Annotated in this window: 13 protein-coding genes and 3 riboswitches; of the genes, 7 read left to right on the top strand and 6 right to left on the bottom strand. The window is 55.4% G+C overall.

Annotation, left to right across the window (positions count from 1 at the left end; all coding sequences use genetic code 11):
• Window positions 1-27: 27 nt before the first annotated feature.
• Window positions 28-1,404 (bottom strand): 8-oxoguanine deaminase, encoded by a 1,377-nt coding sequence (locus DUD43_RS09860; protein WP_153230149.1) that lies wholly within the window; start codon window positions 1,402-1,404, stop codon window positions 28-30.
• Between the two features lie 454 nt (window positions 1,405-1,858).
• Here DUD43_RS09860 and fmdA point away from each other — a divergent pair, with 454 nt between their 5' ends.
• The 7 genes from fmdA to DUD43_RS09825 all read left to right on the top strand — a co-directional run bounded on the left by fmdA (window position 1,859) and on the right by DUD43_RS09825 (window position 12,116).
• Complete coding sequence (gene fmdA / locus DUD43_RS09855; RefSeq protein ID WP_021446607.1) at window positions 1,859-3,058, top strand: formamidase; 1,200 nt, start codon at window positions 1,859-1,861, stop codon at window positions 3,056-3,058.
• A 57-nt stretch (window positions 3,059-3,115) separates the two neighbouring features.
• A complete protein-coding gene (locus DUD43_RS09850) occupies window positions 3,116-3,403 on the top strand; it encodes an FmdB family zinc ribbon protein (protein WP_153230148.1) in 288 nt (95 codons plus the stop codon).
• 242 nt (window positions 3,404-3,645) lie between these two features.
• The gene (locus DUD43_RS09845) at window positions 3,646-5,892 is read left to right on the top strand and encodes a TonB-dependent siderophore receptor (protein ID WP_153230147.1); all 2,247 of its coding nucleotides are present in this window, start codon (window positions 3,646-3,648) and stop codon (window positions 5,890-5,892) included.
• Window positions 5,893-6,102: 210 nt separating this feature from the next.
• Entirely contained in the window at window positions 6,103-6,861 is a 759-nt protein-coding gene (gene dsrO / locus DUD43_RS09840) for a sulfate reduction electron transfer complex DsrMKJOP subunit DsrO (protein WP_153230146.1), read from the top strand.
• Between the two features lie 9 nt (window positions 6,862-6,870).
• Window positions 6,871-7,902 (top strand): NrfD/PsrC family molybdoenzyme membrane anchor subunit, encoded by a 1,032-nt coding sequence (gene nrfD / locus DUD43_RS09835; protein WP_153230145.1) that lies wholly within the window; start codon window positions 6,871-6,873, stop codon window positions 7,900-7,902.
• Window positions 7,903-7,939: 37 nt separating this feature from the next.
• Complete coding sequence (locus tag DUD43_RS09830) at window positions 7,940-11,065, top strand: tetrathionate reductase subunit A (RefSeq protein ID WP_153230144.1); 3,126 nt, start codon at window positions 7,940-7,942, stop codon at window positions 11,063-11,065.
• Window positions 11,066-11,582: 517 nt separating this feature from the next.
• Entirely contained in the window at window positions 11,583-12,116 is a 534-nt protein-coding gene (locus DUD43_RS09825) for an AAA family ATPase (RefSeq protein WP_153230143.1), read from the top strand.
• A 207-nt stretch (window positions 12,117-12,323) separates the two neighbouring features.
• On the opposite strand, the gene DUD43_RS09820 is transcribed toward DUD43_RS09825, so the two are convergent.
• From DUD43_RS09820 to DUD43_RS09800, 5 genes are all read right to left on the bottom strand, one after another.
• Entirely contained in the window at window positions 12,324-12,959 is a 636-nt protein-coding gene (locus DUD43_RS09820; protein ID WP_153230142.1) for a riboflavin synthase subunit alpha, read from the bottom strand.
• On the bottom strand, window positions 12,959-13,126 hold the full coding sequence (locus DUD43_RS09815; RefSeq protein WP_153230141.1) for a hypothetical protein: 168 nt from the start codon (window positions 13,124-13,126) through the stop codon (window positions 12,959-12,961). Before DUD43_RS09815 ends, DUD43_RS09820 begins: the two co-directional genes overlap by 1 nt.
• A riboswitch (FMN riboswitch) is annotated at window positions 13,111-13,255 on the bottom strand. (Overlaps the previous gene by 16 nt.)
• A gap of 57 nt (window positions 13,256-13,312) precedes the next feature.
• Entirely contained in the window at window positions 13,313-14,062 is a 750-nt protein-coding gene (locus DUD43_RS09810) for an SDR family NAD(P)-dependent oxidoreductase (protein WP_153230140.1), read from the bottom strand.
• A 152-nt stretch (window positions 14,063-14,214) separates the two neighbouring features.
• Window positions 14,215-15,507, bottom strand: coding sequence for an LLM class flavin-dependent oxidoreductase (locus DUD43_RS09805; RefSeq protein WP_153230139.1), 1,293 nt, complete (start codon window positions 15,505-15,507; stop codon window positions 14,215-14,217).
• Window positions 15,504-16,286 (bottom strand): 3-oxoacyl-ACP reductase, encoded by a 783-nt coding sequence (locus tag DUD43_RS09800; RefSeq protein ID WP_153230138.1) that lies wholly within the window; start codon window positions 16,284-16,286, stop codon window positions 15,504-15,506. Before DUD43_RS09800 ends, DUD43_RS09805 begins: the two co-directional genes overlap by 4 nt.
• Window positions 16,287-16,336: 50 nt before the next feature.
• Window positions 16,337-16,434, bottom strand: a riboswitch (TPP riboswitch).
• 66 nt (window positions 16,435-16,500) lie between these two features.
• Window positions 16,501-16,608, top strand: a riboswitch (TPP riboswitch).
• Window positions 16,609-16,636: the final 28 nt, after the last annotated feature.

Genomic DNA, 16,636 nt, shown 5'->3' with positions numbered 1-16,636 from the left:
GCTCTAGAGGCCCTGTCACTACTGAACTCAAGCTGTCGCTGCGGTATCCAGTACCTTGTCGCGCAAACGACGAGCAGCGGCTTGATGGCGTTGCATCAGGTCTTGCAAATCAATGCCGCAGGGTTGGCCGTCAACCACGCGCCACTGACCGGCGACCATCACACGGTCGGCCCGGTCTGCGCCGCAGAGCAGCAAGGCAGCCAAGGGGTTTTCTGCGCCGGAAAAGCGCAATTCATCCAGGGTGAACAAGGCCAGGTCGGCCTGCTGCCCCACGTTCAGGCCGCCAATGTCCTCGCGCCCCAAACAGCGGGCCGAGCCTTGAGTAGCCCAACGGATAACGGCTTGATGGGTGACCTGACCCGGCTCGTAGCGCAGGCGGCCCAGCAAGAGTGCCTGTCGCATCTCTTGAGCCAGATTGGAGTGATCATTGGAAGCCGAGCCGTCCACGGCCAGACCGACGGGAGCACCGGCGGCTTCCAGCTCGATGGTGCGGCACAGACCGCTGCCCAGCACCATATTGGACGAGGGGCAATGGGCAATACCCGTGCCTGCGCGGCCCAGGCGCTGGATTTCTTCGTCGTTGAAGTGAATGCCGTGCGCCAGCCAGGTGCGATTGCTTAGCCAGCCTTGCTGATCCAGATAATCCAGTGGACGCATGCCAAAGAGGCGTTCGCAGTAGGCGGTTTCGTCGTCGGTTTCCGCCAGATGGGTGTGCAGGCGTACGTCCTCACGTTCGGCCAGCTTGGCGCTTTCGCTCATCAGCTCGCGGCTGACAGAGAAAGGCGAGCATGGAGCCAGGGCCAGCGTAATCATCGCCCCATCTTCGCGCTGGTGATATTGGCGAATCAGGCGCTGGCTGTCGTCCAGAATGGTTTGCTCGTCCTGTACGACGTTTTGCGGGGGCAAACCACCCTGATCACGGCCTACGCTCATGGAGCCACGAGTCAATGCGGCACGTACGCCCAGGCGTTGAGCCGTCTCAGCCTGACAATCAATGGCATGTTGCAAGGCACCCGAAAACACATAGTGGTGATCGGCCACCGTCGTACAGCCCGATTGCAGCAGTTCCACCATGGCCAGTTCGCTGGCCACCTGCATTTGCTCGTCGTCCAGACCGGCCCAGACGTCATACAAGGTAGTCAGCCAAGGGAACAAGGGTTTATTCAGTGCCGGGGTATAGGCCCGTGTCAGGGTTTGGTAAAAGTGATGATGAGTATTCACCAAACCGGGCAGCAAAACGTGCCGGGAAGCATCCCAGCTTTGATCGTAAGCCTGCTTGGGCTGCTGACCGGCGGCCACTTTTTCGATGATGCGGCTGTCTTGTACCAGTACGCCACCGGCAGCTTGTGCATCTGAACAGGCCAGTGGATCGCGAATCCACAGGATCGGGGAACGGCTAGTCATTATTGTGTCTCCTGCGTTTTTATTTGCTTTTTATTGTTGTCAGTTCGACTTGCCGACTTATATACCCGCTGTGATAAGGGTTATTTGGGGCCGAACCATAGCCGTGCTCTTTTCCGCTCCAAGCCTTGAGTCTTGCTAGGCCATCCAGGAACTCTTATGTCTTCTATAAGGATTCTTATATAGAGAGCTGCCGTTTTTTTACGGCATGCCGGGACATAAAAAAGTTGTTCAAAATCAGGATTTATCCTCTGGACAAAAAGTCGGGATTATTGTCCTTTAATCGCTTAAAGCCTAAATCATTGACTCGCTTAAGAATTTATTTATTGGCATAAAAAAACATATAAACCCGCATATCCACACATTTTGACCGTGCCTGTTCAGTCATGTTAATGATGTCGCCAAGCGCATTAAAAGCGCTGTTGTGCGGACCTCGCACACATTATTCGGAGAACACATGCAGCATATAAAAATCAAACCCGGCGCACCCCTGGCCGAGCAAGCTGAAATCGGGCACAACCGATGGCACCCGGACATTCCAGACCTGACCAGCGTGAAGCCTGGCGAAGAAATGATTCTAGAATGCATGGACTTTCTGGACGCCCAGATCAAAAACACGGACAGCGCCAACGACGTACGCGACGTTGATCTGACCCGCGCTCATCCTCTGACCGGCCCTATCCATGTAGAGGGCGCTGAGCCCGGCGACATTCTGGTGGTGGATCTGCTGGATATTCGCGCCATTACTCCTGTAGGTTTCTCGGGCATTTTTGCCAAGGAAAATGGCGGTGGCTTTTTGGCCGAGCATTTCCCCGAAGCCGACAAGGCCATCTGGGACCTGCATGGTGTTTACGCCACTTCGCGTCACATCCCTGGCGTACGCATTGCGGCCATGATGCACCCCGGCCTGATTGGCACCCTGCCCTCGCATGAATTGCTGCGCGAGTGGAATCGCCGTGAAGCCTTGTTGGTGCCCAAGGGCCACGCCAACCCGCCAGATGCCAAAACCGCCGTATTGCGCGGTGTGAAAGGCGCTGAATTTGACCGCATGGCGGCAGAAGCTGCTCGTACCGTGCCTCCACGTGAGCACGGCGGCAACCTGGACATCAAGAACCTGACCATTGGCTCGCGGATTTACTTCCCCGTCTATGTGAAAGGAGCAGGCCTGTCCATGGGTGACTTGCACTTCTCCCAGGGCGACGGCGAAATCTCCTTCTGTGGCGCCATTGAAATGGACGGTGCGGCCCACCTTGGCTTTGATCTGATCAAAGGCGGTATGGCCAAATACAATCTGACCGCGCCTATCTACGTTCCTGGCCGTCACGATCCCAAGTACGATCAGTGGATGCACTTCACCGGCATCAGTGTCGAAGAAGGCGTCAACTACTACCTGGATTCCACGGTTGCCTACCGTCAAGCCTGTTTGGCCGCTATTGACTACATCAGCCGCACGACAGACCTGTCGCGTGCGCAGGCGTACATGCTGCTGACAGCGGCTCCGGTTGAAGGCCGTTACGGCGGCGTGGTGGATCTGCCTAACAGCTCCGCTTCTCTGGCACTGCCTACCGGTATTTTTGATACCGATATCCTGCCTAAAGGTGCCTTGAATGATGCGGCCCGTTTTGGCCGTCCAGGCACACGCTGTAACCTGACCTGATCGGTCTCTGGCCCTGGCTTCTTTTCGAGGCCAGGGCTTGCTTTACTCGGATTCGCCATGCCTTTGTACGACTACCTTTGTAATCATTGCCTGGAACGCAGCAGCCATTTGCGCAGCATTGCCACCCGCAATGATCCCCAGACCTGCCCTGCTTGTGAAAAAGGCAGCCTCTTGCTGCAATTGAGCGCACCACGACGCTTGTTCAGCAAAGCCAGCCCCACACGCGGCCTGACGCCCCAACAAGCCCTGGCAGGCAATAATGTGACCGGGCCCGGTACCCGTTCCAGCACCCGAAATTCTGTCATCCACACCTGTATGGGCCCCGGCTGCAGCGTCTGCGCCTAAATACAATCAGCCCCCTTGCTCCGCAAGCTGTCAGCCCTGACAGGCCCTTGCTGTAACAGTGACGGGGCGTAGCCCTGGCTGAATTTGTCCGGCCCAATGTGTTGGTTTTACGAGATTCACGCCCTGTAACATGATTCACCCTGTTTATAATCACGAATCAATCTCATTACTGCTGGGTGTTCATTATGTCGGTGTCCTCGTCTCTCGCCGCTAAGCGCCAGGTGCCTAGCGGCGTATCTTTTATGCCTTTAAGCAGTCTGGCAGTGGCTTTGTTTTTGGCCTTCCCCTATCAGACGCAAGCGCAGCAGGTCGAGGAACTGGACCGTATCGTGGTCAAGGCCGAGGATGAGCTCAAGCAAACCCTGGGTTCTTCCGTCATCACCGCCGAAGACATCCAGAAGTCCCCTCCCGCCAACGATATTTCCGAAGTGCTGCGCACCATGCCGGGCGTGAACCTGACCGGTAACTCGGCCAGCGGCCAGCGCGGTAATAATCGCCAGATCGATATCCGTGGCATGGGCCCGGAAAACACCATGATCCTGATTGACGGCAAACCCGTCAGCTCCCGCTCTGCCGTGCGTTTCGGCTGGCGTGGCGAGCGCGATTCGCGGGGTGACACCAACTGGGTGCCAGCGGAGCAGATCGAACGTGTGGAGGTGCTGCGCGGCCCGGCAGCGGCTCGTTACGGTAATGGTGCTGCGGGTGGTGTGGTCAACATCATCACCAAACCGACAACAGACACTTTCCAGGGCACCTACTCCCTGTATGGCAACCTGCCTGAGCACAGCGATGAAGGCGCAACGCGTCGCATGAGCTTTGGCTTGAGCGGCCCGATCAGCGAATCCCTGTCTTTCCGTCTGTACGGGAACCTGAACAAGACAGACTCGGACGATCCGGAGATCAATAAAGGACACCAGACCGAGCGTGGCGGTGCCAACGCGAACAGTTTGCCAGCCGGCCGTGAGGGTGTGCGTAACAAGGACATCAATGGTTTGCTGTCCTGGCGTCCTGATAGCCGCCAAACCGTGGATCTGGAGGCTTCCTACAGCCGTCAGGGCAATATCTACACGGGTGATACCCAGAATACGAATACCAACGACGAGGTCAAACGTCAGCTGGGCGATGAGACGAACAAGATGTATCGCCAGAGCTACTCGCTGACGCATCGTGGTGACTGGAATGACAAGACGAATACACTGAGCTATTTCCAATACGAAAAGACGCGTAATTATCGGATTTTGGAAGGTCTGGCCGGTGGTACAGAAGGCGCTTTCAATGATCCTCTGCGTGTGAAAGACGGTGGTTTTGGGACTATTGATCTGACCACGATGACGGCGCATACCGAATTGAGTCATCGGTTCAAAACAGGAAGTATTGAGCAGTACGCCACATTTGGTCTGGAGTGGGTCGGGCAGGAATTGAACGACAAATCTTCTGAGTTGGCCGCACGCAATCCAGAAAAGGTTCCAAACAGCCCTAGAAGTTATAAGCCCAAGGCACGTGCGAATATTTATTCGGTCTTTGTCGAGGACAATATTTATGCCACAGACAAGACAACCGTGACCCCAGGGCTGCGTTTTGACTACCACGATATACATGGTAGTAATTGGAGTCCTTCCTTGAACTTGTCACATGCAGTGACCGATAACTGGCTGCTCAAGGCAGGTATCGCACGTGCTTACAAAGCCCCCAACTTATATCAAAGTAACGATGGCTACACCTTGTACAGTGCGGGCAATGGTTGTTGGGGAAATACAGGTGCAGCTAATGTTGTAGAGGCTGGGTGTTTTCTTCAGGGTAATTCGAATCTGAAAGCAGAAACCAGCCTTAATAAAGAGCTTGGTGTTGAGTACGTGGGCGATGATGGTTTGGGAGCTAGCCTGACTTACTTCCACAACGATTACCGCAACAAAGTGGAAGCGGGTCGTTTTGCACAATCCAGTTTCTGGGACATGAACAGAGACCAATTGGTCCTGCAATGGGAGAACATTCCCAAAGCCGTGGTATCCGGTCTGGAAGGTAACCTGACATTGCCATTAGCCGAGAACTGGCTGTGGTCAACCAACTTTACCTACATGATCGAGTCCAAAAACAAGACCACAGGTGAAGCGCTGTCGACGATTCCCAAGTACACCATTAACACCACGCTGGACTGGAACGTGAACGCCGATTGGTCTCTGCGTGCCAAGGCAACCTTCTATGGTGAGCAAAAACCGCCTAAATATGACTTCTACGGTCAGCCTTTGACAGGTTCTGCAACCGACAAGGTCTCCCCTTACGCCTTGTTTGGTCTTAGCACGCAGTACAAGATCAACAAGCATTTCCGGATCAATGCGGGGGTTGATAACCTCTTTGACAAACGCCTGTTCCGTCGCGGCAATGCCATCGGTGTGAACCTGACAAACGCCAACTATATTTACGGCGCCGGAGCCCAGACTTTCAACCAACCTGGTCGCACTTTCTTCCTGGGATTGAGCGGGACGTTCTAAGCAGTTTTCGTCTACAATCAAGGTATATAGCGCCCCTCCATTTTTTGGAGGGGCGTTTTTTTATGCCTGAAAAATACAGCCGCGCGTCAACATTTCAACCTTTAAATGTTCTTTTTGACCTTCATCAAGACCGGAACTTTGTATTCTTCATATGCTTATAACTACAAATAATGTAAATGGGTTCAACCCAAGCATAAAAAAGGAAAACACATGATTCCAAGCGCCGAGCCCAAAAAGGGCAAGCGACGTTTTCTTAAGGAATTGCTGGGCCTGAGTGCCGGGGCCACGATCATTCCTATCCAGCCTGTTCAAGCCGCAATGAACAGCCAACCTCCACGACGTAGCGGTGGGAAAGATGGGGCCCGCTACGGCATGGTGGTTGATCTAAGAAAATGTATCGGTTGCCAGGCCTGTACGGTCAGCTGTTCTATCGAAAATGCACCACCTATCGGGCAGTTCCGTACTACGGTTCTGCAATACGAGGTACTCGATGAACAGCAGCAGGCGGCCATGCTGAGCCTGCCACGCCTCTGTAACCACTGCGACAACCCGCCCTGTGTGCCGGTCTGTCCTGTACAGGCCACATTCCAGCGCGAAGATGGTGTGGTGCTGGTCGACAACGAGCGATGTGTTGGCTGTGCCTACTGTGTTCAAGCCTGTCCTTACGATGCCCGTTTCATTAACCATGAAACACAAACCGCCGACAAGTGCACCTTCTGTGAGCACCGCCTGGAAGTGGGCTTGTTGCCCGCCTGTGTGGAAAGCTGCGTCGGTGGCGCACGCGTTATTGGCGATATGAACGATGAAACCAGCACGATTTCCCAGCTGCTCAAACAGCACAAAGAGGAAATCCGCGTACTCAAACCTGGCATGAATACCAACCCGCATGTGTTCTACATCGGTCTGCCAGATGAGTTCGTTGATGGTGTGGATGGCCAGGCCAGTGTGCGTCTGACCAATCAGTTCTAAGGGGCCGCTATGTCTATTATCGAAATTCTGACCCCCGCCTACGAAGTTGCCTGGTTACCTTGGGCGGTTCAATACTTTTTCCTGGTCGGTATGGCCGCCACCAGCACCGTATGGGTGTGGCGTTGCGCCTGGTCCGGCGATAGCGCCTTGCGTCGTCTGGAGCCCGCTCTGATGATTGTGCTGCTGTGCAGCAGCATTGCCGCTCCGGTGTCCTTGCTGGCTGACTTGCACCAACCTGGCCGCTTCTGGCATTTCTACGCCCATTTCACTCCCTGGTCGTGGATGTCGCTGGGTGCTGTGCTGCTGCCTCTGTTCGTCGGCCTATCCATGGCCAACGTGCTGGCCTGGTGGTTGAACAAACGCGCCCTGTGGCGCTGGTTGAGCCTGGCCCTGCTGGTTTCGGCCTTGTCGATTCTGGTGTACAGCGGTTTTGAAGTGATGGTGCTGCGTTCACGTCCCTTGTGGAATACCGCATTCCTGCCTATCAACTTCGCCTTGACGGCTGCTCTGGCCAGTTTGGGTGCCATCCTGTTGGTGGCTCGCTTCCTGCCCGGTGGCGTGGCCAATTTGCCGCTGGAATACGTACGCCGCTGGTCTTTGGGTGTGGTTCTGACCTTGATCGTCGTCGCCCTGTTCTGGGTTGGCTCCGGTTTGATGGGTTACAGCCATTCCTTCGGTTCGGCCTGGGAACTGTTCCAGAGCTACCCCGTATGGCGTTTGGGCTTCCTGGGTTCCTCTGCATTCGGTCTGCTGCTTTTGTACATGCTCAGCCGTCCTATCCAAACCCTGCAAGGCAATCTTTATAGCTTGTTCTGTGCAGCTTTCATGCTCGGTTCTGCCTGGGTGTTTCGCTGGATTATTTTCATGGCGGTACAGGGTGTGCCTAAATACGGCGCCGGTTTGTACCTCTACACCATGCCCTTAGGCAGCGATGGTCTGCTGGGGATGCTGGGTGTGCTGGGCTTGTGTGTTGCCTTGCTCGCCGCCAGCACTACCCTGCTCTCTCTGTTCCCGGCCCGCCGTTCGTCTTTGACGGCCTAGGTCTCACAGACTCACTAGCTTTCAGGTACTTATCGTCATGAGCAAGAAAAAAGAAACCCCTAACCTGTCGCGTCGACAGGTATTGACCCGCGGCGGTGCCGCTGTGGGTGGTCTGGCTGCTTTTGCGGCAGGTTATAGCGACACCGTGGTCAAGGCGGTGCAAGGTCTGGGCCAAGGTACCGCCGGTGTGCCTACCGCACACGCTACCCGTGGCAACTCCTTGCAGGCCGAGTTCCGCATTGATCCGATCACCGGTCTGCTTGATACGCAGCCCGGCCAGATTGTGAGCCCTTCCAGCTGTCTGGGTTGCTGGACACAGTGTGGTGTGCGCGTACGGATTGATACGGAGAACAACAAGATTCTGCGTATCGCCGGTAACCCCTACCATCCTTTGGCAACCACGCAGTCCGCTCCCATGGACCAGCCTGTACGCGAGGTTTACGCCATGCTGGGCGGTGAAAACGGCCTGGAAGGCCGTGCCAGCGCCTGTGCCCGTGGTGCTTCCATGCTGGAGCAGCACAGCAGTCCTTATCGTGTTCTGTCGCCTTTGAAGCGTGTTGGTCCTCGTGGTTCGGGTCAATGGGAGCGCATCAGCTTTGAACAGTTGATTGAAGAAGTCTGCGAAGGCGGCGATCTGTTCAAAGAAGGTCATATAGACGGTTTGCGTGCTATTTGGGATCACGAAACTCTGATTGACCCGCAAAACCCCGAGTTTGGCCCGCTGGCCAACCAGTTGCTGTTCACGGATGCCGCTAACGAAGGCCGTACACCGCTGGTCAAACGCTTTGCCGAGCAAGCTTTTGGCACGATCAACGTCAGCAACCACGGTTCTTACTGTGGCCAAAGCTTCCGTGTTGGTACGGGTGCGGCCATGGGTGACATCAAGGGTATGCCACACGGCAAGCCTGACTGGAAAAACGCGCGTTTTGGTCTGTTTATTGGTGCCGCACCGGCTCAGTCCGGTAACCCCTTCCAGCGTCAGGGCCGTGAATTGGCAGAAGCCCGCTCGCGTCCTGAAAATACCTTCAAGTACGTAGTTGTTTCCCCAATTTTGCCAACCTCGTCCAGCCTGGCCTCGGGCAGTGGCAACCGCTGGCAAGCTGTTTTGCCTGGCACTGACTTGTCTTTGGTCATGGGCATGCTGCGCTGGATTCTGGAACAAGAGCGTTTTGATGCAGAACATTTGTCTCTGCCTCACGCTCCTGCCGAACAGGACGAAAACACGGCTTCCTGGACCAACGCCAGCCATTTGCTGATTGCTGACCCCAAACATCCTGGCTTTGGCCGCTATTTGCGCGGTACAGACCTGGGTTGGGAAGTGGCCGAAGGCACTGAGTCGCCCTTTATCGTTCAGGATGAACAAGGTGAGCTGCGCGCCCATACTGATCTGGATCGCGCCACGCTGTTTGTCGACCGCACAGTGGCACTGGAAGGCCAGGACGTACGCGTCTGTACCGCCTTGAATATGCTGCGCGAGCGCAGTCAGGAAAAATCCATTGCCGAATACGCCAAGGGCTGCGGCATGGAAGAAGAAACCCTGATCGAGTTGGCCCGTGAATTCACCAGCTACGGTCGCCAGGCCGTAGCCGACGCACACGGCGGCACCATGAACGGTTCCGGCTTCTACACGGCTTACGCCATTGCCATGTTGAATACCCTGGTGGGTAACCTGAACCTGAAAGGTGGTTTGGTGCTGGATGCCGGCCCATTTGGTCCATTCGGCCCCGGCCCCCGCTACAACTTCGCTCAATTTCCCGGAAAAGTGACGGCCAAAGGCGTGTCCTTGTCGCGCCATCGCTTCGCTTACGAGAAATCCAGCGAATTCAAGCGTCGCCAAGCAAATGGTGAGGCTTTGTACCCCGCTCCCGCTCCTTGGTATCCCGCTGTGGGTGCCTTGAGCAGCGAAATGATCGCTTCGGGCCTGAACGGCTACCCTTACACCAGCAAAGTGTGGATCAACCACATGAGCAACCCGGTCTACGCGATTGCAGGCTTCAAAAATGCCTTGCTGCACAAGCTGAAAGACCCCGCTGTTCTGCCTTTGTCGATTTCGGTGAACCCGTTCATCAACGAAACCAATGCCTACGCGGATTACATCGTGCCCGACACGGTGACTTACGAAAGCTGGGGTGTTTCGGCGCCTTGGGCTGACGTGATCGCCAAGTCCTCCACCTTGCGTTGGCCTGTGGTGCAGCCACGAGTAGATCGTACGGCCGATGGCCAGCCTATCAACCTGGAAAGTTTCCTGTTTGCGGTTGCCTTGCGTCTGGAATTGCCTGGTTTTGGTAAAGGCGTTCTGAAAGACAAGGCAGGCAATGCTCATGATTTGCTGCGCGCCGAGGATTTCTATCTGCGTGGCATGGCCAATATTGCTTTTGGTGCTGGCCGCCCGGTTGGCGACGCATCCGACGACGATATGCGCATGACGGGTGTAGATCGCCTCTTCCCGGATCTGCAATCGCGCCTGCACCCTGAAGAACAGCGCAAAGTAGCAATGTTGCTGACACGTGGTGGCCGATTCGACCGAATCGAAAACGCCTGGAAAGGGAATCAGCTGAAAAACCGCTACGACAACGCTTTGCAGGTCTGGAACGAAGATCTGGCCAAGATGCGTCACACCATGACGGGCGAACGCTTGAGTGGTTGCCCTACCTGGTACCCTACCCGTCTGGCCGACGGCAGCCCAATGCGTGAACATTTCTCTGAACAAGAGTGGCCGTTGCTGATGAGTTCCTACAAATCCAATTTGATGAGCTCCATGTCCATCGGTATGTCCCGTTTGCGTCAGGTGCACCCGCACAACCCGATTTCCTTGAATCTGGATGATGCAAAGAATATGGGCATCCGCAACGGTGATCGCATTCGCGTCAGCACACCGGGCGGCGCTGTCGAAGGTGTGGCTTTGGTGCGCGGCGGTATCATGCGCGGGGCCATCGCTATCGAGCACGGTTTTGGACATACCGAGCTGGGTGCACGTTCGCACCAGATTGATGGCGAGGCCATGCCCCACTTGAGCGATCTGGCTGCTGGCGTGAACCTGAACGAGCTGGGTTTTGCCGACCCAACCCGTGGTGATGGCCAGGACAACGTCTGGATTGACTGGGTTTCGGGCGCTGCCGTGCGTCAAGGCCTGCCCGCCAAGGTAGAAAAGTTGTCGGCTTAAACGCGCCCCCTCTTTCAAGAGGTTCTTGAAAGATAAGAACGCCGATTGTCCTTTGGATGATCGGCGTTTTTCTTTGGCTTGCTTATGAGCGTCTGGAGGCTTGTTTGTTCAAAGCTCCAACTTGTTTTTGAAGAAAGCCCTTGATGTGAATGCGTGGGTACAAGAGCATGAGAACAGAAATGTTCCCCATCGCTGTACTTCTCTCTGGTGTCACATCAATAAGCAAGCCGATGGTAAGTAAATTCGCCCTCTTTTTGTTGAAGACTATCTTTTCAATGAAGAAAGTTCTTTTCCGTTAATTGCATTTTATTATTTTCAAGTTGGTCTGCTTGCCAGCTGGGCTAGGTGTACGAGTATAGAAAATGCAGAAATGCGTTAAACTTACACGATCTTCGCGGGTATCTGTTCCAGACTTCCCCACCCTACATCCCTACATCCCTACATCCCTACATCCGGCTTCAGTTTCGGGGGCTTGAATACGCCTGTGCAAGTCTTCTCGTTCTACTGATCTACGCTTATGAATCCTTTTGTTCTTATCTCCGGCTGCTCTGGTGGCGGCAAATCTACTTTGTTATCCGAGCTGCAGAATCGTGGCTATACGGTTATCCAGGAACCTGGGCGACGTATTGTTCAGGAGCAACTAGCCAGTGGTGGCTCTGCCCTTCCCTGGCTGGATATGGAGGCTTTTCTGAAAGAAGCGATAAAGACCGCACAGGATGACTATTTCAGCGCTTCGAAAAATGGCGGCTGGGTGTTTTTTGATCGAGGCTTGATTGATGCGGCCGCGGCTTTGCAGGAATTAAAGGGTACGCCACTGCTGGATGAACTCAACAAGTCCTGTCCTTATCATTCACAGGTGTTTTTAACCCCGCCCTGGCCTGAAATATACGAGGCTGATCCAGAACGTCGCCACGATATGGACGCTGCTTTGCGTGAATATGAGCGCCTTGAGCGTGTTTATCCCCTGCTGGGATACCAAGTGAGCTCGCTGCCCAAAACAACCGTAGAAAAGCGTGCGGATTTTGTCTTGAAGGCGCTAGGTCAAGTGTGATTACAGCTTTGCTATACAAGATGCCAGGTCAAGAAAAGGGTCAGGCTCACACTGTTCCATAATCCGCTTTCGGGCTGCGTTTCACTCCAGGCTTTGTACACAAACCCCCAAAGCATCCCGTACAGCAAAAGACACAGTCAAAGCCCTCATAAAAAAAAGCCGCCAGTCTTAAAACTGACAGCTCTTTTTACTTCATTAAGGCGTAAATCAGCCTTTCAGACCAGGCATCACGCGCGCCAACGTGCCTGCAACCGTGCGCTCCAGCACATCAACCAGAACAACCGTCTGCTGATCCACTTCGATATTGAGCCTATCGCCTGCCTTGTAGCGGGAGAATGTCGTCTGGCGCAAGGTTTCAGGAATCAGGTTGATGGTCACAACGCCGTCTTCCACATCCGCCACGGTCAAACTGCAACCATTAACGCCCAGAAAACCGCGCGGGAACACGTATTTCGCCCAATCCTCTGGCACACGAAAACGCAGTCGGTTGCCAGCCTCGGTAACGCTCAGTTCCAGCACTTCAGCCGTCGTTGCGATATGGCCAGCCATCACATGGCCGCCAATTTCTTCGTTCAACTTGGCCGATCTCTCAATATTGACCAGATCGCCGGTCTTGAGCGTGCCAAGGTTCGTACGCTCCAGCGTGACGGGAATCGCATCAAAGGTGACTTTGGGGCCGGAGATACTGGTGACGCTCAGGCATGTACCTTCCACGCTGACACTGGCACCCAGTTGCAGATCCACCAGCAACTCGTCGGTGAAGTCGATTTCAAACTCGGTGCGGCCCAGCTCGGCCTTGACCGCAGTAAGAGGACGAACCGCTTTAACAATTCCGGTATACATCAGCACGCTCCTTCGCAGAATTCATGCAAAAGACCAACGGCTAATGCAGGGGAGATTTTCAGATTTTTCATTTGAACGCATCCTTGATTCAACAATGCGTCCTCCGGGCAGCAATAAAACACGCCGCTGCCTTGATCACAAGGCAGCGATGCTTCATCTTCTTTCATCCGGACTCTTACCGTCGGCTCAGGCTTTTCACCTGATCTGCTGACCTTTCCCAAGGGGAAAGCGCTCGCGGGCTGGGGAGTGACTCCCTTACCGCCGGTGGGGAATTTCACCCCGCCCTGAAGACGTTTGCAGTGTAAGACCGGAGCCCAAGTCTAATCAAGCCAGACCAGGGCCGGTCGCCAAGCTTAAGCCTTGCGATGCACGCTCAAACCAGCAAAGCTTTGCGCCACAGGCATCAACTCGATGTAGTTGACGTTCATATGGGCAGGCGCGTTCATGATCCAGGCAATGGTGTTGGCGATGTCGTCGGGCGTCAGCGCATCCACGTTCTGGTAAAGCGCAGCGGCTTTATCCTTATCGCCCAGACGAACGGTAGAGAAGTCCGTACCGGAACAGAGGCCAGGAGCCACGGTAGACACACGAACTGCCGTACCCGACAGGTCGGCACGCAGGTTCAGACCCAGTTGATGCACAAAAGCCTTGGTGGCGCCGTACACATTGCCGCCTGCGTAGGCATATTCACCCGCAGTCGAACCCAGATTGATGATGTGCCCCTTGTTTTGCTTGACCATGCCAGGCAACAAAGCGTGCGTAATGTGCAGCAGCGCGCTGATATTGGTAGCCACCATGGTGTCCCACTGATCCATCTTGGCGTCTTGCGCCTTGTCCACGCCCAGCGCCAAACCGGCGTTATTGATCAGCACATCAATATTGGGAAAACGAGCCGTCAGATCGGCCAGCACCGCTTCGGCACGCGCACGATCGGTCAAATCCACGCTGACCGGCACAAAGCGCTCGCCCAGCTCGGCGGCCAGCGCATCCAGCTTGTCCTGACGACGCGCCAGACCCAGCACGGTGTGTCCTTCAGATACCAATTTACGGGCAAGCGCAGCCCCAAACCCTGAGGAGGCCCCGGTGACAACGGCGGTTTTCATAGTGCGATCCCTATACAGCTCGCTGCTCGTTAAGCAGGCGACAATTAAAGCATTAAGGATAGCAAACTTCAGGAACTTCGTAGCCCCTTCACCCTAGGGAAAAAGCGGACAAATCCGTCTACGGAAATGTCCGCCTTTTTCTGCTCCTGGCATCAGGCCGCAGGACGCTCCAGGCCCAGATGGCCGCGCAAGGTGGTGTGCTCGTATTCCTGGCGGAACAGACCGCGTTTTTGCAGAACTGGAATCACCTGCTCAACAAAGTCGCGAATGCCATTAGGCAAGGAAGGCGGCATCAGGTTGAAACCATCCGCGCCTTCGTTGCGCCACCATTGCTCAATCTGATCGGCAATGGATTCTGGCGTCCCGACCATGGTGCAATGACCGCCGCCAGCCGCAATGCGACCCAGCAGTTGGCGTACCGTCGGTTTTTCCATTTCCACAATGCGCAGCATGGTAGCGTAGCGCCCTTTGGGGCCCTTGAAGCTTTCCAATGGCAGCAGTGGGGGCACTGGTGCATCCAGCTCCCAATTCATGCAATCCTGGCCGACAAACATGCCCAGCTGACGCAAGGAAGTCTCGGCGGGCAGCAATTCGTCCAGCTCTTGCTGCTTGCGGCGCGCCTCTTCCATGGTGGAACCCACATAGGTCACCAAGCCCGGCATAACGGGCACGTCCACGCCACGGCCCGCTTCACGCACGCGTCGTTTGATGTCGCGGTAATAGGACTGAGCCGAGGGCAAGTCATAAGCCACGGCATAAATGGCTTCGGCTTTGCGCGCGGCCAAATCCCGGCCTTGTTCAGACGCACCGGCCTGGAACAGCACGGGCTGCCCTTGTGGCGAGCGCGGCAGGGTCAAGGGACCATCTACCAGAAAGTGATCACCTTTATGCAGGATCTGGCGGACCTGATCCACTTTGGCGTAATCACCCTGTCGGTCCATGACCAAGGCACTGTCGCTCCAGGAGTCGAACAGCTGCAATGCGGTATCAACAAACTCTTCAGCCCGCGCATAGCGCCAGGCATGGTCGGGCATGGCTTCGTAGCCGTGATTACGTGCTTCCGAATCAAACATGGATGTGACCACGTTCCAGCCCATTCGCCCTTTGGACACATGATCCAGAGAGCACAACATGCGCGCTGCCACAAAGGGCGTGTAAAAAGTGCTGGAAACGGTGCTGATCAGACCGATACGCTCGGTGGCTCGCGCCAGCGCAGCCATCATGGTCAAGGGTTCAAGAAACCAGCGCGGGCCATCGGACACGTTGTCGCTGGACTGACCATCGGCAAAGAAAATAGCGTCCAGCTTGCCGCGCTCGGCAATCTGGGTCAGCTCTTCGTAAAATCGGACATCGCCTAAACGTTCGACCTGAGAATCGGGATGACGCCAGGCTGCTTTGTGATGTCCGCAGCCCATAATGAACAAATTGAAATGCAACTGCCTCATCCGTTTTTCACCAATCCACCGTCAACCACCAAGTTCTGACCTGTCACTGCACGTGCCCACGGGCCTGCAAAAAACAAAGCCGCATCCGCAAATTCTTCCGGCGTAGTCACACGACGCAACGGTGTGCTGGCCGCAATCAAATCAAACACCGCTTCAGGCGTGGCCGCGGACGCATCGGTTGTGCGCAGCAAACCGCCAGAAATCATATTCACGGTGATCTGATCCGGTCCCAGATCGTGCGACAAGGTGCGTGTCATGGACAACAAGGCGGCCTTGGCAGCGGTGTAGTCGTGGTAAGGCACAACGGGGTTCTGGAACAGGTTTGTGCCGATATTGATGATGCGGCCAAAACCGGCCTGCTTCATTCCAGGCAAGGCAGCCTGTGTAGTGTTCAGGGCACCGCCCACAATGCCTTCCAACTGCTGATTCAGCTGCGCCCACGTCAAGGTATCAGCATGGGGGCGGGCATCGCCATTGAAGGAAAACGCGGGCAAGGCGTTATTGACGACCGTGGTGATGGGCTGGCCAAAGTGCGCCTGCGCCTTGGCAAACAGGGCCTGGACAGCCGCTGCATCCGTCACGTCCGCTTGTACGGCCAGACATTGCTGCGGAAACTCGCCCGCCAGCGCCTGGGCGGCTGCTTCGCTTTTCAGGTAATTGATGACAACTTTGGCGCCTTGACGTGCAAAAGCGCGTACCAGGCAAGCCCCCAGGCCGCGTGCGCCGCCGGTGACCAGGACAAGTTGTTGGGAGAGTTCCGAGACGTGTTCCACAGACATGACATTCCTTGCAAAAATTCGGCGAGGATGTCGGCCCAGTTCGGACGCAGGGCTATGGATTCGGACATCCCTTCGCCAGTATGAGCTGGATCAGGTTCGACGGGTTTTATCTCAGCCCTTTCCAAGAAGGACACCCCGTGCCGCAGCCAGACCATAGCATAAATTGCAGTGAACCGTATTATTGACATTTGAAAGAAGCTCTCCTACTCTTCTAGCCTGTTCCTGGGGGAGTCCTTAACGGGCTGAGACTCCGCATTCATGCGGTAACCCTTAGAACCTGATCCGGATCATGCCGGCGAAGGGAAAGGAAACGCGGCCTGGCAGCCTGCGCGCTCTTGTCTGTGCGGCGC

Source organism: Alcaligenes faecalis (assembly GCF_009497775.1).
GTDB lineage: Bacteria > Pseudomonadota > Gammaproteobacteria > Burkholderiales > Burkholderiaceae_B > Alcaligenes > Alcaligenes faecalis_D.
Note: the sequence above shows the minus strand (reverse complement) of the source record. Positions and strands in the feature narration are given on the sequence as shown.